Here is a 20277-nt window from a genome sequence, read left to right as displayed (position 1 = left end):
TGCTTACCTGGGGGGTTCTTTACCGTTCCCTTCTCGGCTTCCCTGCCTACACTCCAGCCACATTGCCGCGGCTGGGATCGCGCCCGTCCCGGCAGCCAGTCGGAGGGACCGGAGATCATGGCAGGAATGGGGCAGCCTGGGAGCCGTCGCGCCGAGACGGTGTGCTCTCTCGTCATCTTCGTCGGGTTGCAGACCATCGCGATCCTGTTCGTCGAGGACGGCGACAGCCTGTGGCAGGACGTCGTGGCCGCCCTCGTCGTCGCCGTGATCGCGCGTTCCGTGACGTGGCTGGCCTTCAGCCGTCGCCGGGCACGCCCGTAAGCGATCAGGGCTGACCTCGACCATCTATGTCGGACCGTGGCACCTCACCCAGCCAATAGGCCCACTCATCTGACACACACCGACAGCAGTGCCGCGAAGCGTGTCAGTTCAGGCTGTCCATGGGCTTGCCGAAATGCCACGATCCCATTTCGGAACCAGGGCTAGGTCGAGGGACACTCCAGACTGCCCGTGGCGCGACCCAGGCAGTCACACCAGCCGGCCGCGATGGGCCGTCAGCGGCCACCTCAGCCGTATCCTCTCGATTACTCCCCGTATACCATCGCTCTCGACGGCTCATGGCAGGACGAGGCGGATGGGTATGTGCCTGCCGCACTGGGCGCCACGCTGGGCGCCGCACTGGCGCTCGCCGGTGCCCTGACGCTGTGGTCGACGTCGCCGAGCGGTGGTCCGCCTGGCACGCCGTCGACAGCCTCCAGGTCGAGCGGACCCGTCGACGGCTCAGGCTTCTCGCCCTGCGGCGTCGCCGTCGGCAGCGGATTCGTCGGCAGCAGCAGGTCCAATGGCGACCGCCAGTCGGTCTGACGGCTGAACTCGGCCAGGGGACAGCCGGCCCCGGGCGCGTGACTGCGCCCGTGCGACATTTGTCGTCCGTCCACGCAACCATGCGCGACCGCTGTGGCCTCTTGTGGGGCGAGGAGGTCGGATGGATACCGAGGACGACGAATTCCGGGACTACTTCGTCCCGCGCCTACCTGGGCTTCTGCGCTTCGCCTACCTGTTGACCGGCGACTTCGGCGAGGCCGAGGACCTGACCCAGACCGCGCTCGCGCGCACGTTCCGGGTCTGGAAACGCGTGCGGTCGCATGACCGGCCCGACGCCTATGTGCGGCGGGTGATGGTGAACGCGAACGCCCGGCGGTTCCGTCGGCGGCGGCCACCACAGGTCCTCGTCGCCCAGCCGCCGGACCGCCCGGACCGCTCATCGGAGCTGGGGGCGGTGGAGGACCGCGCCGGCCTCGCCCAGGCGCTGGCCAGCCTGCCGCCGCGGCAACGCGCCGTGGTGGTCCTGCGCTACTGCGAGGACCTGGCCGACACCGAGGTCGCGAGTCTGTTGCGCTGCTCGGTCGGCACCGTGAAGAGCCAGGCATCGAGGGGCCTGGCGAAGCTGCGGGCCCACCCGGCCCTGATCGGCATTCGCCAACCATCACCGGGCGCGTTCGCCCCGCGACGGGTCACCACCACCAGGAAGGAGGCACAGTGAACAGCAGCTCGCGGCCGCGGCCGGAACGACAGGCTCTCGAAGACTGGTCTCGCGAGGAGGTCGCGGCCTGGGTCCGGACGACGGCCACCCAGGTCAGCGTCCGGCCACGCACCGCCACCTGGGCGGAGACCCGGGCGCGGATCGTCCGGGAACGGCGACGCCACGCGGTCCGACGCGCCGGGCTGATCGGCGCGGCGACGGTGGCGGTGATCGCCGTCGTCGCCGCCGTCCTGAGCGTCGGACCGCTGGATCAGCGAAACAAACCGGCCGCGGTGGTGCCCGCGGGCGGAGGGGGAACGACGCCGACACCGACGCCAGGACAGCAGCCAGCGGTACCCACCGAGGTACCCGGGGCGGCCGGGCAGCCACCGATCAAGATCCGGCTGGTGGACACTCCCCGAGCCGTGCCGCTGACCGAGGGCGACAAGGCGACCCTCAGCCAACGGTGCGGATTTCCGGGAGACACACCAGGCGACACTCGCCGGGTCCTCGGCGCGATTCAGGACAAGCAGGGAGCCGCTGCCCTGGTCGTGGCCGAGACCTTCATGACGCTGTGCACGATCCCCACCGGGGCGGACGGCCGCCTCGCTTTCGACCAGGCCACCGCCGAACTAGGGCAAGGCGCGAAACTCTACGAACAGTATCTACTCCCGCCCGATGGTCCGCTCACGTCGTTCAACTTCCAGGGCGGGGGCTGGTTGTACGACCGGTACGGTGCTGGGCGGGTGTCCCCGGACGTGGCGTTGCTGCTTGCCGTGTTCCCGACCGGTGAGAGCATCGTCGTCCCGATCCTCGACGACGGTGCCTTCCTCGCTCGGTTCAAGGTCGAGGGCGAGAACTTCCCCGCCTGGGACCAGCCCCTCGCGTTCTACGCCTTCGACGCCGCCGGGACGCTCGTCGACCAGCTGGCTGCGTGGAAGGATCCGACCGACATTCCTGAATATCCCTCCCCGGAACGCTCCAACGAGTTGCGTGAGGCGTGCCTCCAGGCGGCGAGCCGGGCTCCGAACCGGCCCGCGGATCTGTCGGACAAGGGTTATCCCACGGGTGCGCTGCTCCCCGCGGCTCCCGGCCACGACGGTTTCATTTTGGCCAACCTTGACAGAATTTCGATCAACTGTACCGGCCCCGTTGACGCGTCGGGATTCCCGATCCCCGAGAGACTGACATACCGCGCCTCCTCGACCGCCAGGCCGCCGGGATAGGGGTTCGGCTCCGCCGAGCCGGCCTTCCCGTCCCGCCGCCGGCTCGGGCAACTGCCCGAGCCGGCGGCGTGGTCTCCGCCCACCTCGCCAGTTCGTCCCCAGCCGGAATGGTCACGGCTCCAACCGGCACGACGCGGTGAACGGGAGCCGTGCCTATGGGAACAGCGGCGGACGGGAGGCCGGGCATGGGGGGCAGGATCCTGGTCGGGACCGCATCCTGGACGGACCCGACCCTGCTGGCGTCGGGATGGTGCCCGCCGGAGGTCACGACACCGGAGCAGCGGCTGCGCTACCACGCACGGCGGTTCCCGCTGGTCGAGGTGGACGCGACCTACTACGCGCCGCCGAGCGAGAGCACCGTACGCGCGTGGGCCGAGCGCAGCCCGCGGGAGTTCACCTTCGACATCAAGGCCTTCTCTCTGCTCACGCAGCATCCGACTCGGCCGGCGGCGCTCTACCCGGACCTGCGCGCCGCGGTTCCGGACGGCCGTAAGACCGTCTACGCCCGCGGCCTGCCCCCGGTGGCCGTGGACGAGGTGTGGGACCGTTTCCTCGCGGCGCTCGAGCCGTTGGCGAGCGCTGGCAAGCTGGGCTCGATCCTGTTCCAGTTCCGCGGTGGTTTCCCGTCGGCGCCGCGAACAAGAAATACATCCTGGAATGCCAGCGACGCTGCGCCCCACTGCCGATCTGCGTGGAGTTCCGGAACCGGACCTGGATGGAGGAGCGCAACCAACGCGAGACGCTCGACTTCCTGGCCTCCCACGCGCTGCCCTATGTCTGCGTCGACATGCCGCAGGGCTATCCCAGCTCGATACCGCCGGTCGCGGCCGCCACTGCCGACCTCTCGGTCGTGCGCTTCCACGGCCGGCGCGACACCTGGACCAGCAAGGACGTTCACGAGCGCTTCGGATATCTGTACGACGACCAGGAGCTGCGTGAGTGGGCGCCCAGGCTGCGCCACCTCGCCGAGGAGGCATCCACCACCCACGTCCTGATGAACAACTGCTACGCCGACTACGCACAGGTCAACGCGCGGCAGCTGGTCGACATGCTCAGCGCTGATACCGTCGCCGTGCCCGCCGAGGTGTAGAAGTCGGCAACGGGGACCGCCGCCGGATTCCGGTCCGAGTCCGAGTCAGCGTCAGCGTGGTGCGGCGTTCGCCCGCTCCGGTGGCCAGACGACCACCCGCCGCCCGTCCTGCCACTGCACCGTCAGTACCTGGTGCCCGAGCTGCCTTCCGGACTCGTCGACGCGAAACGGACCGAACAGCGTCGTGCACGTCAGCCGCCGTGCCTCGGCCCGCAGGGCGACGTCATCGGCCGAACCCGCCGAGCGCAGGCAGCGCAGGGCGACGAGTCCCGCGGCGAACGCCTGCGCGGCCGGGTACGGCGGTTCCACGCCGGCGCGCGCGCGATAGGCGGCGACGAACGACGCCGCGGTGGGCCCCTCGTCCGGTTCGGGCGCGGCTTCGGGCAGCCACTGCGCCGGGCCCACGAGGCCCTCCCGCGCGTCGCCCAGCTCGGCGAGCACCTCCCGCACCCCGGCCGCGACGAAACCGAGCACCCACAGCCCCGCGCGGTCCACCGTGCGCGCGAGCGCGAGCTCCTCGTCGAAGCGAGCCGCCACCAACAACGCGTCGGCTCGCGGCGGCGCGGCGGGCAGCACCGCCTCGCGGACTTCGAGGCCGTGCCGTTGCGCCCGTTCCGTCGCGCCGGCGGCGACGCCGCGGGCGAATCCGGTGGGGCCGTGCAGCACGCCGACCGTCCGGACACCGGGGAACCCACGGCGGATCATCTCCACCGTGCCGGCGAAGTACGTATCCGCGGCGKCGAGGATGCTCACCACGTTGGTCCGTGGCGGAACCTGGGCGCCCCCGTGGTTCCAGACCAGGCGGCGGGTGGTCGCGGTGACGTCGGCGGCCGGGCGGCTCCCGTACGGACCGAGGAACAGCTCCGGGCGAAGGTCCTCGGCGCGGCGGGCCGCCCGACGCACGTCCGGATGGGCGTCCACCACCTCGAGGGACACCCGGTCGGGCGCGACGAACTCCTGTGCCCACAGGGTGAGGGCGGTCGCGCCGGACCGGCCGTATTCCGCCAGGGGCCCGGACAGCGGCGTCACCAGTACCGCTCGCACCGTCGCCACCGGTCGAAGCCCTGTCGTCAGTGGTCGGTGGTCAGTGCTCGGCGGTCTGCATCCTTCGTCCGGACACCCAGCCGTGCCAGCTCGTCACCTCGATCCACGCGCTCACCCTCCCCCGGTCCCGGGCGGCGTACCGCTGGCCGGTGTAGTGCGTGGCGATCCGGTCGATGTCGACCAGGTCCGGATCGTCCTTCAGCTCCACCACCCGGCCCTGCAGGCTGACGTGCGTGTACCAGTCGTCTGCCTTGAGCACGGTGAGCGACACCCGGGGATCGGATCTCAGGTACTCGAGCCGCTTGCGACCTTCGTCCATGTTGACCAGTACCCGGCCGTTCTCCCACACGTACCAGGTGGCCACGGAGACTGGCTGGCCATCCGGCCGGATGGTCGTGATCACACACGGATTCGGTTCTGCCAACAGTTCGCTTACCTTCTCGGGCAACGGGGGCTTCGTCACGGCCAGATCCTCCCTCCGCGTCACCGACGCGCTCACGTCGCGGTGCGGCTTGGTTCTGCCCAGGGCCCGCCCATCGACACCGGGACTGGCGGGCCCGGCCTGGGCTGGCCGCTACCGGCCGGCCAGCGTCGTGACGGAGACGTCCCACAGCCGCGCGGCGGCCTCGGGGTCGAGGGCGTGGGGCGCGACGCCGTTGCGGGCGCTGAGCGCGCCGACCTCGGCCTCGTTGCAGTCCTCGAAGTAGCGTCCGCCGACGCCGTCGAGCAGGGGTGACGTCGCGACGAGGATCGACGTGGCGGCGCCCTGCTCGGGGGTCTTCCACTTCAGGTCGGCCCCGCCCGCGGCGGCACGCAGCCGCTCCAGGTCCTCCTCGGACACGTAGCGCTGCAGGTTGGTCCGGATGCCGCCAGGCATCAGCGCGTTGACGGTGATCCCGTCGCCGGCCCACCGCTTGCTGGCCTCGACGGCGAACAGCACGTTGGCGGTCTTGGACTGCCCGTAGGCGGACCACGGCTCGTACGCCCGGCTCTCGAAGTGGATGTCGTCGAAGACGACCGGCGAGCGGTGGTGCGCGCTCGAGCTGACCGACACGACCCGGGCGCCGCCCGGGGCCGTGAGCGCGCCGTGCAGCCCGGTGGCGAGGGCGAAGTGGCCCAGGTGGTTGGTGGCGAACTGCAGCTCCCAGCCTTCCGGTGTCCGCAGGAGCGGCGAGGCCATGATGCCGGCGTTGTTCACCAGGATGTCCAGCGGGCCGTCCCACTGGGCGACGAACGCGGCGACCGACGCCTGGTCGGCGAGGTCGAGGCGAGCCACGAGGACCTGCTTGTTGCCGGTGCTGGCGATGAGGTCGGCGGCGGTGCGGTCGCCCGCGTCGACGTCGCGAACGGCCAGGGTCACCTCCGCGCCGGCGCCGGCCAGCGCACGCGCCGTCTCGATGCCGATGCCCGAGGCGCCACCCGTGACGACGGCGCGACGGCCGGAGAGGTCGATGCCGTCGATCACCTCGGCGGCCGTCGACTCGGCGGTGAACGGGGTGATGATCCGATCGGTCATGACGCGCTCCCTCTCGATACTCGGTACGACTCGGTACGCTCAACCGGAGGAACCTCCGGCTCGTCGAACACTAACCGGAGGAGCCTCCGAATCTTTCCGCGAGGGAGGTGTGATGGCCACCACACGACCGCTGCGCGCCGACGCACGGCGCAATCGGGACCGGCTGCTGGAGGTCGCCGTCCGAGCCTTCTCGCAGGACGGGCCGGACATCGCACTCGAGGCGATCGCGAAGGAGGCAGGCGTGGGCATCGGCACGCTCTACCGCCACTTCCCTACCCGCGAGGCACTTGTCGACGCGGCGTACCGCAACGAGCTCGACCGGCTCTGCGACTCCGTCGACGGCCTGCTGGCCACAATGCCGCCCGACCAGGCGCTGCGAGCCTGGATGGAGCACTTCATCGACTACATGAGCACGAAACGCGGCATGGGCGACGCCCTGCGCGCGCTCATCGCCTCCGGCGGCGATCCCTTCTCCCACAGCCGCGACCGGCTGACCGGCGCCGTGACGGCGTTGCTGCGAGCCGGTTCGTCGGCCGGGACGCTGCGCTCGGACGTGCCACCCGACGACGTCCTGATCAGCCTCAGCGGCCTGTCTCTGGCGGCCGCGGACCTGCGGGACCGCGACCAGGCCGGCCGCCTGCTCGACCTGCTCATGGACGCGCTGCGCGCCCGGCCCTGAGCGCCGCTCACCAGGCCCTGAGCGCCGCTCGCCAGGGCCCGAGCGCGCCCAAAGGCTGGGCGAACGGACGGATGGGACGGGACGTCTCCTAGGGTCCTCAATATGCTCTCCCCTTCCCAGGGTGCCGCCGCCCTGCTCGCCGGCTACCAACCCGTCGGCGAGGTCGAGACGACGGACGTCACCAGGATCCGGGCGATGGTCGGTGACACCCCCGACCCGTGGTCGCGCGCCGTTCCGCTGCATCTCACGGCGTCGGCGCTGATCGTGCACCCCGAGTCCGGCCGGGTCCTGCTGCGCTGGCACGACAAGATGGGGAGCTGGCTGCAGGTCGGCGGCCACGGCGACCCAGGGGAGATCGACCCGCTGAGCGTCGCCCTGCGCGAGGGCCAGGAGGAGACCGGCCTGGCCGATCTGCGCCCCTGGCCGACCGGGGAGCTGCGGCACGCGGTCGTGGTCTCGGTACCCGGGACGCCCCGCGAACCCGCGCACGAGCACGCGGACCTTCGCTTCGTCCTCGCGACGGCCACCCCCGACGCGGCCACCCCGGAGAAACCGACCGCTCCCCTGCGCTGGCTCACCGTGCCCGACGCGCTGGAGCTCGCCGCCGAGGACAACCTGCGCGAGACCCTGGCGCGCACGCGGCGCCTGTTCGGCTGACCAACCCAACCCAACCCGACCCGACCCGGCCGGTTCGGATTCCGGCCCGCGCGCGCCTGGTGACGTCACGGCCCGCTGGCGGTGCCGATGGGCCAGGCCTGTGGTTTCCGCCCCGGCCGTAGGCTTTTCTTGTGAACTGGGAGCAGGAGCGTGCGCCGAGACCACGCCGTCCGGTATCCAGCCCGGCTTCCGCGGTCAGGGACGGTGCCACGCGGCTGGGTGACGCGCTGCGCCGGCCGGTTTCGCTGATCCATCCGCGACGCCGCACGTCCGGCCTGGAAGGACCGYCGCTGGGCTCGCGGAGCTCGGTCGTGGCCTGCGGGGTGTACCGCCAGGGTGAGCGCGACCCGCATCCGCACGGGTTCGACGCGGCGTTGCGCACCGTGCGCGCCGGGCGGGACAGCTTCCTGTGGCTCGGCCTGTACGAGCCGTCGGAGGATGACCTGGCCGCGGTGGCGGCCACGTTCGGGCTGCACCCGCTCGCGGTGGAGGACGCCTCCCAGGACCACGAGCGGCCCAAGCTTGAACGCTACGACGACACCCTGTTCGCCGTGCTGAAGACCATCCGTTATGTCGAGCACGACGACGTCTCCACGACCGCGGAGATCGTCGAGACCGGGCAGATCATGGTCTTCCTGGGCCGCGATTTCGTGGTCACCGTCCGTCGTGGCGCGCACGGCGAGCTCCAGACGCTCCGCGCCCGGCTGGAAGCCCGCCCCCAGCTGCTCGCCCGCGGTCCGGCCACCGTGCTGCATGCCATCGCTGACCACATCGTCGATGACTATCTGAAGGTCGCGGACCTGGTGGAAACCGACATCGACGCCCTCGAGAGCGCCGTGTTCGACCACCGGGCCCGGTTTCCCGACGCCGGAGCGGTCTACCTGCTCAAACGGGAAGTGATCGAGTTCAAGCACGCCGTCCTGCCGCTGGCCCCGGCGCTGCGGGTGCTCGCCGACCCGGACGGCGCCGCCGGCCTGGTGCCGCCCGAGGTGCGCAGCTACTTCCGCGACGTCGAGGGCCATCTGAACCGCGTCACCGAACGGATCGCCGGCTTCGACGACCTGCTCGGCTCCCTCCTGCAGGCCACCCTGGCCCAGGTCTCCGTCGCCCAGAACCAGGACATGCGCAAGATCAGCGCGTGGGTGGCGATCGCCGCCGTCCCCACCGCGACCGCGGGCATCTACGGCATGAACTTCGAGCACATGCCCGAGCTGCACCAGGTCTGGGGTTATCCCGCCGCGCTGGCGCTCATGGTCGCGGTCAGCGTTCTGCTCTACAGCGTGTTCAAACGCAACGGCTGGCTGTGAGCCGGGGCTGGTTCTAGGCCGGGGCTGGGACCTGGGCCCTCGGTGAGCTAGGACGAGCTAGGACGAGCTAGGACGTGGACTCGATCTGCGCGAGGAAACGGTTGGCGCCGGCCTGCTTGGCGTAGCCGGCCGTGTCCCTGACGCATTCCGGGCACCAGTGGCCGGCGGTGAGGATGAGCCGGGGACTGCCGGTGAACTCGTGGCCTTCGGCGCAGCGCCAGCGCAGTGGCGCGGCGACGTCGCCCGTCGGCACCGTTTCGGACAGCAACCGGCCGCCGCGGAAGTCGGCGGCCGCGGCGAGGTCGGCGCCGTTCCATTCTGCCGGGTCCTTCGACTCGTCGTAGCCGTGGTCCAGCAGGCGCGGGGTCCTGTCGGGGGCCGGCGGCTGGAAGGTGGACCAGTCCCCGATGGCCTCCCAGTCCGCGCGGGAACCGAAGTAGGCCTGGATCCGTGCCTCGTCGCCCGCGCGGATCCAGGCCATGGTGCCCCTCGGCTGCCGGGTGAGCGGGCCGATCACGAGATTCTTCACGACCGCCGCCGGGACCTTCCCCGCCAGCCGAACGGCGCGCGGGGCGGCCCGAACGGCGCGGGCCAGCGCGCCGTCGAAGGTGTCGCGCCGGAAGGGCACGAGGTCTTCCAGGGTGTCCGAGTCGGTGAACCAATGGCCGTGGAAGTTGCGAGTGGCGAACCAGCCGCGCTCGTACCAGCGGCGCATGTCCTTCACGCCGAGCGCCCTCGCCAGGCCGACCTGGAACTCCCAGTTGGTCAGCCGCCAGGACTCGCCGCCGCCGATGTTGTACACCCGGCCCCAGAACCGATCGGGCACACCGTCCTCGCAGATGTTGGCGACCAGGCGGGCGGAGTCCTCGGCCGACGCCCATTCCATCACCCCCGCGAACGGCACGTGGGTCACGATCGCATCGCGGATCTCCAGGACGCCGGGATGAAAGATCCCCGTCTGGCGCAGCCACACCCAGCGCGGCAGCCGGGACTCCACCAGCACCCGCTCGGCCATGATCTTGCTCTGGCCGTACTCGTCGAACTGGGAGACCCGCAGCGGGTCGCCGACCCGGCCCCAGTGGTGCGGAGGGTTGCGGTCGCCGGTCTCGGCGACCGACCCGACCATGACCACGCCGATCGCCGCGGGGTCCTCCTGGGCCAGCACCGCCCTGACGATGTTCTGGACGCCGCCGACGTTCACCCGGCGGGTGAGCTCGGGATGGTCGTCGGCCAGCGGCGAGACGACGGCACCCAGGTGCAGGACGTGGTCACTGCCGCGCACGCACCGCTCGACGGCGCCGTAGTCCGTCAGATCGCCCCAGACGACCCGCAGGTTGGGCAGGCCGGCGAACTCGCCGATGATCTCTCGTTCACGCCGGGTCGACGGCACCAGGGCGACGACGTCGAAACGGTCGGCGCGGTCGGCGAGCTCACGCAGGACGCAGCGGCCCCAGTTTCCGGTCGCCCCGGTGAGGAACACCTGCCGTCTACCGCTCACGCCCACCAACTCCTCGGCCCGAAGATGTCCGAGGATGTCACAGGGCGTCTGGAATCGGCCGGGCTTCCGGGGCCGACAGCCCGGGTCGGTAGACAGCGACCGTCCCACCGACCCGCTTCGCCTCGTACATGGCCAGGTCCGCCTGGTGCAGCACCGTCTCCGGCTCGGTGAGCGTGCCGGACTCCACGATGGCCAGGCCCACGCTCCCCCGGACCGAGTATGGCGTTCCGACGAGCAGACATGGCGCCGCGACGGCGTCGACGACCCGACGGCCGAGCCGGGCCGGGTCGTCATCGCGGCCCTCGAGCAGGATCGCGAACTCGTCGCCGCCGAGCCGGGCGACCGTGTCCACGGCCCGGACGGCCCCGACGAGCCGCGCGGCCGTGACCCGTAGCAGTTCGTCGCCCGCGGCATGCCCGAGCGCGTCGTTGACGATTTTGAAGTCGTCGAGATCGCAGAACAGCACGGCCAACGACCGCGGGTCGCCGCCTCGGACGCGTCTCTCGAGCGCGTCGCCCAGACGTTCGCCGAACAGTGTTCGGTTCGCGAGCCCGGTCAGCGGGTCGTGGAACGCCTGGTACCGCAACTGGCGCTGGCTCGCCCGATAGCGGGCCAGCAGGCTCGCGTTGTCCCAGAGCGTGCCCACCTGCCGCAATAACGCCATGGTCAGCAGGAAGAGGAGCGCGAACATCTCGCCTCGCTGCACGGGCGCCCAGCTGACCAGCTGCACCAGCGCGAGCACGCCGACCGCGCACAGCGGGAGGTAGGGAAGCATCAGGTGCGCGACCTGCAGGCGGCTCGGCCGGGCGCCTTCCCCACTCTCGCCAGAGTCGCACGCGGACGGGGGCGGCGGCGCCCGGGCCGGGACGACCGCCGCCAGCCCGATGAGCAGCAACGAGGCGACGAAGGCCGTCGAGATCGGCGACGGCACCAGGACCCAGCGGCGCACCGCGGCGGCGGCATAGGTGACCGCCACCAACGCCAGGAGGATCAGTCCCGCGGCGAGCAGGCCGAACGCGGGCCAGTGACGCGGTCGTCGGAACGTGCCGACCAGGAAGACCGCCACCGTGAGCACCAGCGCGCCCAGGGCGAGCGCCCACGCCATCAGGACGGCTACCAGGCTGAATCCGCCGTGCAGGACGACATCCCCCAGCACCAGCTCCCAGTAGAGCAGCGCCAGCGAACCGACCACGATCAGGCTGTCGAGCACGGTCGGGACCAGCCACCTACGGCTGGGTGCCTCAAGGTGCCGATCACCATGTCCACCACCCACGCGTCCGCCCGGCCCTCGATCGAGAGAGTCGGTCGGCATGGTCAGCAGCCCCGCCAGAGCCAACGCGTAGCAGGCCATATAGCCAAGATCGGACAGCTGTAACCGCGGCACGTTCGTCCCGGACACGGCGGTCGACCAGACGCTGAAGCTCACACCGACCATCGTCAGGAGCGCGGCACCGCAGGTCAGCCAACGCCATCGGCGCTCGGCGCCCCGACAGCGCCAGCCCGCGAACCCGCAGCAGGCCGCCGCCGCTCCGGCCGCGACCGCCCCCGCCGACGCCTCCACCTCGACCCCCAGGTGGGGCTCCAGCGCCAGGGCGGTCACCAGCACCACGACCAGGAACACACCCGCGCACGCCACCATCCACCCGAAAGCGCGCGCGCTCACCACCGAACCGCCCACCGGGCGCGGCCGCTCCCCCGCGGGCCTGGCCGATCTGGGAGCCGCCGGMACCACAGCACCGGCTCCCGCGTCGAGCATCGGCCGTCACCCCCTGACCACCAGGCGGTCACGGCTCGGGACCATGCGCCCAGGGAACACCACCATCGTACGACCTGTCTAACGAAGAGCATTTGATCGATCACACAAGGTACCTACGGCTTTGGTCGGCTCCGGGACCCGACGAGGTGGCGCGACGCGGTGGCCGGGGTGACGCCGTCCACCGCCACCAGGAGCTGACGGGGGCCGCGCAGGAGCGGGCTCGGCCGGTAGGGCGGCGGGTCGACGACCAGCCGCGGAGCCACCAGTCGCCGCACGAGCTCCGTCAGGGAGATCTGCGCCTCGAGCCGGGCTAGCGGGGCGCCGAAGCAGTAGTGGACGCCCCCGCCGAAGCCGAGGTGTTCGAGGTTGCGCCGGTCCGGGTCGAACCGGTCGGGGTCGGCGACGTGGTCGGGGTCGCGGTTGCCGGCGGCGAGGACCAGGGTGATGGGCGCGCCACGGGGGACGGTGGTGCCGGCGACCTCGAGATCGTCGAGGGCGCCGCGGTTCCCGAGGAACTGCACCGGTGGTTCGTAGCGCAGCACCTCCTCCACCACCCGGCCGGCCAGGTCGGGCTCCCGGGCCAGCCGGTACGCGACGTCGGGATGGCGCAGCAGGGTGAGCATGCCGTTCGCGATCAGGTTGACGGTGGTCTCGTGGCCGGCGATGAGCAGGAGCACGGCGTTGGCCATCAGTTCGCCGCGCGACAGCCGGCCCTGCGCCTCGGTGTCGGTGGCGAGCCCGGACAGGATGTCGTCGCCGGGGTCGCGCCGGTGGGCGTCGGCCAGGTCGCCGAGGTACTGCCCGAGCTCGGCCGCGGCCCGGACGCGCCGGCCGCGCCGGGTGGCCAGGTCACCGGTGGCCGGGTCGGTGGCCTCGACCACGGCGTCGGCCCACACCCGGAAGCGCGGTTCGTCCTCGCGGGGCACTCCGAGCAGCCGGCAGATGACCGTGACGGGCAGCGGGTAGGCGAAGTCCTCGACGAGGTCCACCTGGTCGCGCTCGGCCAGGTCGTCCACCAGGCCGGCGGCGATCTCGCTGATCTCCGGGACCAGCCGGATGATCCGACCGGGGTTGTGCGGCGGTCCGAAGTGACGGGTCAGCAGCCGCCGGACCCTGTCGTGCTCGGGCGGGTCGAGGGAGATGAACGCCTGCGGCAGCGTCCCGGCCGTGCCGTCCTCGGCGATGGCGGCGTAGTCGTCGCGGCTACGCGGATCCGAGCTGATCCGAGGATCGTGCAGCAACGCGACGATCTCGGCGTAGGTGCTCACGACGTAACCGCCGTCGTCCGCCCGRCTGACCGGTGTCCGGCGCAGCTGGGCGTACAACGGATAGGGGTCGGCGCGGTTGCCGTAGTCGAGAATCTGGTCGAAGACGCTGACCGGTGCCATGAGACGGCCCTCCGGGTGTCGGCGGGGTGCGGCCGGGTCAGCGGCCGGAGTGGACGAACCGGGCGCGCCGCTCGGACGGGTCATGCCCGGTCACCATGACCGTGGCCTCGCGGAGCAGCACTCGCCGGTCGGGGACCTCCATCGGCACGGGACGCCCGGTGGCCTGGTCGACGCACCGGAACTCCGGCGGGAACGGCGCCGCCCGCTCGATCAGGTCCTGGTAGAAGCCCAGCCATTTCCCCTGGTCGAAGGCGACCGCGGCGGTCACCCGGCCTCGGCGGCCGTAGACGGCGACGAACCGGCGGTCCGCGGTGGAGCCCTGCGTGATGATGACCTCGTCGGCGAAGGWGGGTACGCCGACGGACTTGATCTCGATGCCGAACTGGGTCGACCAGAAGCTGGGCACGGCCAGGTGCGGCCAGCGCTCCGTCTGCGGACTGATCATGTTGTGCGCCGCGATCTCGCCCTGCGCGACCGCGTTGCCCCAGTGCTCGAGCGCGAGGAACTGGTAGTCGTAGAGCGGGTGCGGGAACCGCGCCACGTCGCCGGCGACGAAGACGTCGTCGCAGACCATGCCGTCGACGGTGAAGGCCCGCGCCCCGGTGTCGCAGCCGACGCCCCACGGCCCGGCCGCGAGCCCCGAGTCCTGGAGCCATTCGACGTTGCGGACGCTGCCGAGCGCGGCGACCGCCACGTCGACGTCGAGCGACGTGCCGTCGGACAGGTGGGCGCGGCGAAGGCGGTCGGCCTCGTCCCCCTCGAGGGCCGTGACCGTGACGTCGCAGCGCAGGTCGACGCCGTGGTCGCGGTGCAGGTCCGCGGCGACCGCGCCGACCACTCGACCGAGCGCCCCGACCAGCGGCGCGGGGCCGCGCTCGGCGACCGTCACCGGCAGCCCCAGCCCACGGCACGAGGAGGCGACCTCCGACCCGGTGAAACCCGCGCCGATGACCAGCACCCTGCGGGGCCCGGCGGCGAGCCGTTGCCGCAGCCCGGCGGCGTCGTCCCGGCCGCGCAGGACGAACATGCCGTCCAGCGCGGCCTCGGCTGGCTTGGGCCACGGTCGCGCCCGCGCGCCGGTGGCGATCAGCAGCCGGTCGAACTCGACCTCGGCGCCGTCCGCGAGCAGGACCCGCTTGCGGGCCAGATCGAGCCCGGTCGCGCGCACGCCGAGCCGCCACTCGGCGTCGAGGTCATCCGGCCGGGGCAGCGCCGTCCGCCTGCCCGGCACCCATCCGTCGAGGACCTGCTTGGACAGCGGCGGACGGTCGTAGGGCTCGCACGGCTCGTCTCCGATCAGCGTCAGCGAACCGGAGAAGCCCTCCCGCCGCAACGCCGTCGCGGCTCGCAGGCCGGCGACCGAGACGCCCACGATGACGATCCGCGCGAAACGCCTCATTCCGTCGCCGTCGCCGGCGCTGCCATTCGTGCTGGCCCTGCCATAGACGCCGAAGCCGCCATTGACGCTGAAGCCGCCATTGACGCTGAAGCCGCCATTGGCACTGGCGCCGCCATTGGCACTGGCGCCGCCATTGGCGCTCGCGCTGGAGCCGCCATGGACGCTGGCGCCGTCGCTGGCCGATGTACGCGCGTCGACGCCGGGGCGCCGCGCCTGGATCGGCTCGACCCGCAGGGCCTGGACGGGGCAGGCCGCCGCCGCCCGGAGAACCTGCTCCCGCTGGGTGTCGTCGGGCTCCGGGTCGTACCAGAGCGCCTCGTCTCCCTGCATTCGGAATACATCCGGCGCGAGGAAGGCGCACTGCGCATATCCCTGGCAACGCGTGAGGTCGACGACGAGTCTCACGAGACATCCCCCCGGGTCACATCGGATCGGGGGCGACCGTGACCCCGACGCAGCCTGTCCCTTCCCCGGCGCCGCCCGTAAAAACCCTGGCCAGCAGCGCTTCCAAGGCCTCCTTGTTCCCACAGCACCTGCTCGTCGGCCGAGACGGAAAGCGACCTTGGTGACCGGCGATATTTTATCGTGGTATAGCGCGCCGTAACGGCGATGATCCCACCTGACTCATGTGAAAACCCCGGGGATCGGCCCGCCAATTTATAGCTCAGACCTTGCCCGAGGGTATGCATTTCACGTAACGTGGCGTAGTTCATGGAATACAGGCGGCGATCTCCATGGAAACCTGGACGTCGGCGCCTCCGGAGTCGGAGGGGGCACGGCCTCGACCAGGATGGTCTCGGCTAGCCCGTCGGCGAAGCCCGCCGGCGCGAAGTTCTCCGCCTCTTCCTGGACACGCATCGCGACGGCGCTGGCGCGCAGGCGGCAGACCGACGGCGGCCCCGGCGCGTGTGCAGTCGCCGGGCACGATGGCGATCAGGGCGACGATCATGGTGGTGGCCGCCACCACGGCGGCGATGACTGCTCAGACCAACGGCGACGGAGCCGTCCGTGGCGCGCGGGCCGGCTGGGTCGGGCCGCGCCACTCGTCACCGGCGCCGTCCTTGCCCTGTTGCTCGCGCTCGCCGCCCTGCTGGTCGGGCGCTGGCAGCTTGGCCACGCCGAGCATGGCCGTCTCGCCAACCGGGTCGACCTCGTCGAGAGCATCGCGAACTACCGGTCGCAGACCGACGACCCGCAGATTCTCCAGACGATGGTCGACGGCGCCGGTTTCACCCTGACCGACCCGGCCCACGACGCCGCTCTGCTCTCGGCCTTCGACCTCACGCCGACGGGCAACCCGACGGCGGCCGTCGCCCTCCTGGATCCGGCCGGGCGGGTGATCGCGGCGCGTCCGGATGGCGCGGTCATCTCCACCGCCGAGCTGGGCAACGCCTGGACAGAGGCCCTGCGCGGCCAGCCCGGCTGGTCCTCGGCGTTCGACCTGGATGGCAGGGAGGTCCGGGCCGCGCTCGCCCCGGTCCACGCCGGTGGCGTCCCCACCGGGGGCGCCGCGTCCGGCAGGGACGAGCCACGGGCCGTCCTGGTCTCGCTGTCCATCGACACCGCCGGTGAGCGGTTCCAGGAGCGGCTCGGCGTGCTCGCCAACGGACCCGATACCGGCGGGCTGTCCCAGGTGGACCGCAACGGGGTCGCGATCTCCTCGTGGTCATCGACCGAGGTGGGCAGGCGCATCGTCGACCCGGCCCGGGTGGCGGCCCTGCGACCGGGCCATGCCGAGGTCTGGCAGACACATGGCGCCGACGGCCACGAGCAAACCGTCATCGCCGCCGTGCAGCGGACCACCGGCTATGTGACCACGTTCGAGGCCTCGAACGCACAGCTCTACGGGGACCTGCGCAACCAGCAGGCCAGCCGCAACCACACGCTCATCGGCGTGCTCGGCGGTTCGGTGTTCGGGCTGGTTCTCTTCGGCGCGGTCCGTGAGCTGGGAGCACGCCGGGCCCACGCCCGGCTGCACCACCTGCTCGGCAACACCCATGACGTGATCATGTTGGTCCGCGACGACTCGACCGTGGTGTTCATGAGCCCATCGGCACGATGGTTGCTCGGCCAGGCCGACGCCGAGTGGGTGAAACGTCCGCTGCTCGACCTCGTTCATCCCGGCGACCGCGATCGGGTGGCGGCGTCGCTCGCCCGCCTTCCGCCCGGCGAGACGACACTCGTCAACGTCCGATTACGCGCTGGGACCGGCGCCGAGCGCGCGCCGACCCGGATCAGCGACACCGACCCGGAGACGACAGGCGACGCCGAGGCCACCGGGGGCACCGAGGTAACCCGGGACGCCGAGGCAACGGGGGACGCCGAGCCAACCGGGGATGCCGAGCACTTCCGTTGGTTCGACCTCACCGCCGTCGACGAACGCGGCCCTCACGATCTGGGCGGCGTGGTCATCACCTGTCACGAGGTGGGCGAGCGCAAGGCCCTCCAGGACCGCCTCGCCCACCAGGCCCGGCACGACCCTCTGACCGGGCTGCCCAACCGCGCGACCTTCCTCACCCACCTCGCCGGCGCGCTCACGACGTCGGCCGCCGACGGCACCCGGGACGCGCTGCTGTTCATCGACCTCGACGACTTCAAGCCGATCAACGACAGGCACGGCCACGCCGCCGGTGACCACGTGCTGCGCGTCGTCGCCCAACGCATCGTCGCCGCCCTGCGCCCGAACGACCTCGCCAGCCGGTTCGGCGGCGACGAGTTCGGCGCGCTGCTGCGCGCGGTCGACCCGGCGACCGCGCGACTCATCGCCGACCGTCTCGCCACGGCCATCGCCCGGCCGATCAGCATGCCCGCGCCGGACCCTCCAGACGCGGCGACCGCGCCGGACGCCGCCGTGTCCGCGTACCGGGCCGTCCGCGTACAGGTGAGCGCCAGTATCGGTATCGCGCTGAGCACGCCGTCTCCCGACGGCCGCGCGACCCCCGCCGATGCCGGTGCCCTGCTGCGCGCCGCGGATCAGGCCATGTACGAGGCAAAGCGATCCGGCGACGGGCCTTGCACGGTGTCCGCGCCGGACACCGTGCTGGTCACCGGCCCAGCCTCGGCCGTCTCCGCGGCCCGCATGGCAGGCACGGGGAGTGCGGCGACCATCCCGCCGTCACCGCGGGCCGGGTCCGCGCCGGCATCGGGGCCGGCGGCGCCGACGTCCCGGCGGACCTGGCCCGCCTGGTTACGGTCCCTCGCCCCGATCCTCGCGGTCGCGGCGCTGCTGCTCGGAATCCTCGGGATCGGCCTGCGCCAGGAGGCCGACGCCCGGAGCATCGCGCGCGCCGTCGCCCTGACCCAGAACCGTGCCGTCGCGGCGGCGTTCAACGACTCCGCCTCGATGATCCTGGAGCCTGCGCGGCTGGTGCCGTTCGTCTCGGCCGCGCCGTGGACCTTCACGAATCCCGCGGTCGACCGCGGGATCCTGCGCGGGTTCGCCGCCTCCGCCATCGGCGGGCCGGACACGGATCTGCTGCTGACGTCGCCTGACGGGCAGGTTCTCTCGGCGCTGCCGGCGAAGGCGACGCTGCCGGTCGACACCCGAAGCGCCCTGTGGCGTTCGGTGGTGGCGGGCCGGGCCCAGTGGACGCCGGTGGTCGCCGACTCCGCCGGGGTCGAGCGGGTGTACGGGCTGGAGCCGGTGATGCGCGGGGACAGGACCGTCGCGGTGCTGGCCATCGGCCGCTCGGCGCGCCATGGGTTACCGACGGTGATCTTCCAGTCCCTCGCTCCGCTGGGCTCCCTGGAACTCGTCGACCAGAACGGACGCGTCGGCTTCGGCTCGGACGTCACGTTCATCGGTCGTCGCGTCGTCGACCCCGCAACGCTGCACAGGCTCCCCCCGCAGGGCGAGGCGGCCTCCGTCCGCTCGGCCGACCCGGGCCTGATCTCGTTCGCGATGCCGACGGGCACGATTCCCGGCTACTACACGCTCCTGCAACGAAGTCGGACCGTGGTCTTCGACGACCTCGGCAGCTCGCTGCCCGGGCTCGGGCTCCTGCTCGGCATCGTCGCGTTCACGCTGATCGCCGTGGCCGCCGCCGACGACCGCCGCCGGCGCGCCCTGCGCCGTGACGTCGACCGGTTCGAGGCACTGCTGCGCGGCGCCCACGACATCGTCGCCGTCGCCGCCCCAGACGGCCGGATCAGCGTGGTCGGCCCGTCCGTGACCCGCCTCCTCGACCAGCGGACCACCGACTGGGCCGGCCACGACGTCGGCGACCTGGCCCATCCGGACGACGCCGCCCGGCTGCGCGCCTTCGTCCAGACCACCGCCGGCCGGCGGGCGCCGTCGCGACCCGTCACGGCGCCGTCGCCCCCCACCTCGGGGAGACCACCGCCGGTTCCGGCGGCGGAGCCACCCGGTCCGCGGACGCTGCAGGACGTCCGGCTCCGTACCGCCGACGGCCAACACAGATGGTTCGACGTCACCGCGTCAGCGCTGACGACCTCGGCCGGCTCGGCCGTGTCCGGCGTCCTGCTGACCTGCCACGACATCGGCGAGCGCAAGGTGCTCCAGGACGAGCTGACCGCCGCCGCGTATCACGACCCGCTCACGGGTCTGCCCAACCGGGCCTCCTTCGCCCAGTGCCTCGACGCGGCCACCTCCCGGGGCACCCATGGGGCGGGCATCGCGCCGTTCGGCGTCCTGTTCGTCGACCTGGACAACTTCAAACCCGTCAACGACACCTACGGCCACCCCGCCGGTGACGAGGTTCTCGAGATCGTCGCCCTGCGGCTGGAGGCCACCGTCCGCGCGGGCGACCCCGTGGCGCGGCTCGGCGGCGACGAGTTCGCCATCCTCGTCGAGAACACGGACGAGGGCGAGCTTGTCGAGCTCGCCGAGCGGATCCTCGCCGCGCTGCGTCAGCCACTGCGGACCCACGGGGCGGTCCTGACCGTCGCGGCGACGATCGGTGCCGCGCTCTCCACCGCCTACCCCGACCCGGTGCGGGTCGTCCGCGCCGCCGACCTCGCCATGTACGACGCGAAACGTCGCGGTCGCGGGAGCGTCGTGCTCGCCAAAGCCGACGGGTGCCTCCCGCGCCGACCGGCCGGCGACCAACGACCTGGGGATGCGTAACCGGGCCAGATGGCCAGGTCATCGCGCACCCAGACGGGCGTTACGATCCGGCGTAGTTCGCGTCGTATACGTCGCAATCGGGGATAGGTTACGAGTCAGGGCGGGGCTC

The 20277-nt window shown here is 71.9% G+C and carries 15 protein-coding genes and 1 pseudogene; 9 read left to right on the top strand and 7 right to left on the bottom strand.

Going from position 1 to position 20277, the window contains the following annotated elements; translation table 11 throughout:
- Positions 1 to 117 precede the first annotated feature (117 nt).
- The 5 genes and pseudogenes from BCD49_RS18885 (at position 118) to BCD49_RS46415 (ending at position 3838) form a co-directional block, all read left to right on the top strand.
- A complete protein-coding gene (locus BCD49_RS18885) occupies positions 118 to 321 on the top strand; it encodes a hypothetical protein (RefSeq protein ID WP_007510586.1) in 204 nt (67 codons plus the stop codon).
- Between the two features lie 321 nt (positions 322 to 642).
- Positions 643 to 864, top strand: coding sequence for a hypothetical protein (locus BCD49_RS43165; protein ID WP_131803508.1), 222 nt, complete (start codon positions 643 to 645; stop codon positions 862 to 864).
- A 121-nt stretch (positions 865 to 985) separates the two neighbouring features.
- Positions 986 to 1543 (top strand): SigE family RNA polymerase sigma factor, encoded by a 558-nt coding sequence (locus tag BCD49_RS18875; protein ID WP_007510582.1) that lies wholly within the window; start codon positions 986 to 988, stop codon positions 1541 to 1543.
- Complete coding sequence (locus BCD49_RS18870; RefSeq protein WP_007510580.1) at positions 1540 to 2748, top strand: hypothetical protein; 1209 nt, start codon at positions 1540 to 1542, stop codon at positions 2746 to 2748. Before BCD49_RS18875 ends, BCD49_RS18870 begins: the two co-directional genes overlap by 4 nt.
- 155 nt (positions 2749 to 2903) lie before the next feature.
- A pseudogene (locus BCD49_RS46415) lies at positions 2904 to 3838 on the top strand (DUF72 domain-containing protein).
- Between the two features lie 51 nt (positions 3839 to 3889).
- Here the strand turns inward: BCD49_RS46415 and BCD49_RS18860 are convergent.
- From BCD49_RS18860 to BCD49_RS18850, 3 genes are all read right to left on the bottom strand, one after another.
- Positions 3890 to 4891, bottom strand: a complete 1002-nt coding sequence (locus BCD49_RS18860; RefSeq protein ID WP_083401549.1) for an ABC transporter substrate-binding protein — start codon at positions 4889 to 4891, stop codon at positions 3890 to 3892.
- 31 nt (positions 4892 to 4922) lie between these two features.
- A complete protein-coding gene (locus tag BCD49_RS18855) occupies positions 4923 to 5345 on the bottom strand; it encodes a PPOX class F420-dependent oxidoreductase (protein ID WP_007510574.1) in 423 nt (140 codons plus the stop codon).
- 111 nt (positions 5346 to 5456) lie between these two features.
- Positions 5457 to 6398, bottom strand: coding sequence for an SDR family NAD(P)-dependent oxidoreductase (locus BCD49_RS18850; protein WP_007510572.1), 942 nt, complete (start codon positions 6396 to 6398; stop codon positions 5457 to 5459).
- Between the two features lie 112 nt (positions 6399 to 6510).
- Between BCD49_RS18850 and BCD49_RS18845 the strand changes: the two genes are divergently transcribed.
- From BCD49_RS18845 to BCD49_RS18835, 3 genes are all read left to right on the top strand, one after another.
- Positions 6511 to 7077 carry a TetR/AcrR family transcriptional regulator gene (locus BCD49_RS18845; RefSeq protein ID WP_007510571.1) on the top strand — a complete coding sequence of 189 codons (567 nt, stop codon included), beginning with the start codon at positions 6511 to 6513 and terminating at the stop codon, positions 7075 to 7077.
- Between the two features lie 102 nt (positions 7078 to 7179).
- Positions 7180 to 7734, top strand: coding sequence for an NUDIX hydrolase (locus BCD49_RS18840; protein ID WP_007510569.1), 555 nt, complete (start codon positions 7180 to 7182; stop codon positions 7732 to 7734).
- A 311-nt stretch (positions 7735 to 8045) separates the two neighbouring features.
- Positions 8046 to 9041: a magnesium and cobalt transport protein CorA gene (locus BCD49_RS18835; RefSeq protein ID WP_007510567.1), complete on the top strand. Its 996-nt coding sequence runs from the start codon at positions 8046 to 8048 to the stop codon at positions 9039 to 9041.
- A gap of 67 nt (positions 9042 to 9108) precedes the next feature.
- On the opposite strand, the gene BCD49_RS18830 is transcribed toward BCD49_RS18835, so the two are convergent.
- The 4 genes from BCD49_RS18830 to BCD49_RS18815 all read right to left on the bottom strand — a co-directional run bounded on the left by BCD49_RS18830 (position 9109) and on the right by BCD49_RS18815 (position 15487).
- Positions 9109 to 10539, bottom strand: coding sequence for an NAD-dependent epimerase/dehydratase family protein (locus BCD49_RS18830; protein ID WP_007510566.1), 1431 nt, complete (start codon positions 10537 to 10539; stop codon positions 9109 to 9111).
- Positions 10540 to 10576: 37 nt separating this feature from the next.
- Positions 10577 to 12202, bottom strand: coding sequence for a GGDEF domain-containing protein (locus tag BCD49_RS45885; RefSeq protein WP_269799876.1), 1626 nt, complete (start codon positions 12200 to 12202; stop codon positions 10577 to 10579).
- Positions 12203 to 12408: 206 nt separating this feature from the next.
- Positions 12409 to 13683, bottom strand: coding sequence for a cytochrome P450 (locus BCD49_RS18820; RefSeq protein ID WP_007510563.1), 1275 nt, complete (start codon positions 13681 to 13683; stop codon positions 12409 to 12411).
- A 37-nt stretch (positions 13684 to 13720) separates the two neighbouring features.
- Positions 13721 to 15487 (bottom strand): FAD-dependent oxidoreductase, encoded by a 1767-nt coding sequence (locus BCD49_RS18815; protein ID WP_083401548.1) that lies wholly within the window; start codon positions 15485 to 15487, stop codon positions 13721 to 13723.
- Between the two features lie 664 nt (positions 15488 to 16151).
- Here BCD49_RS18815 and BCD49_RS18810 point away from each other — a divergent pair.
- Positions 16152 to 20168 carry a diguanylate cyclase domain-containing protein gene (locus BCD49_RS18810; RefSeq protein ID WP_232794385.1) on the top strand — a complete coding sequence of 1339 codons (4017 nt, stop codon included), beginning with the start codon at positions 16152 to 16154 and terminating at the stop codon, positions 20166 to 20168.
- Positions 20169 to 20277: the final 109 nt, after the last annotated feature.

Origin of the sequence: Pseudofrankia sp. EUN1h (assembly GCF_001854645.1) — a bacterium.
In the GTDB taxonomy this organism is placed as follows: Bacteria; Actinomycetota; Actinomycetes; order Frankiales; family Frankiaceae; genus Pseudofrankia; species Pseudofrankia saprophytica.
The sequence above is the reverse complement of the archived record's forward strand: the minus strand, read 5'-3'. Positions and strand labels throughout refer to the sequence as shown.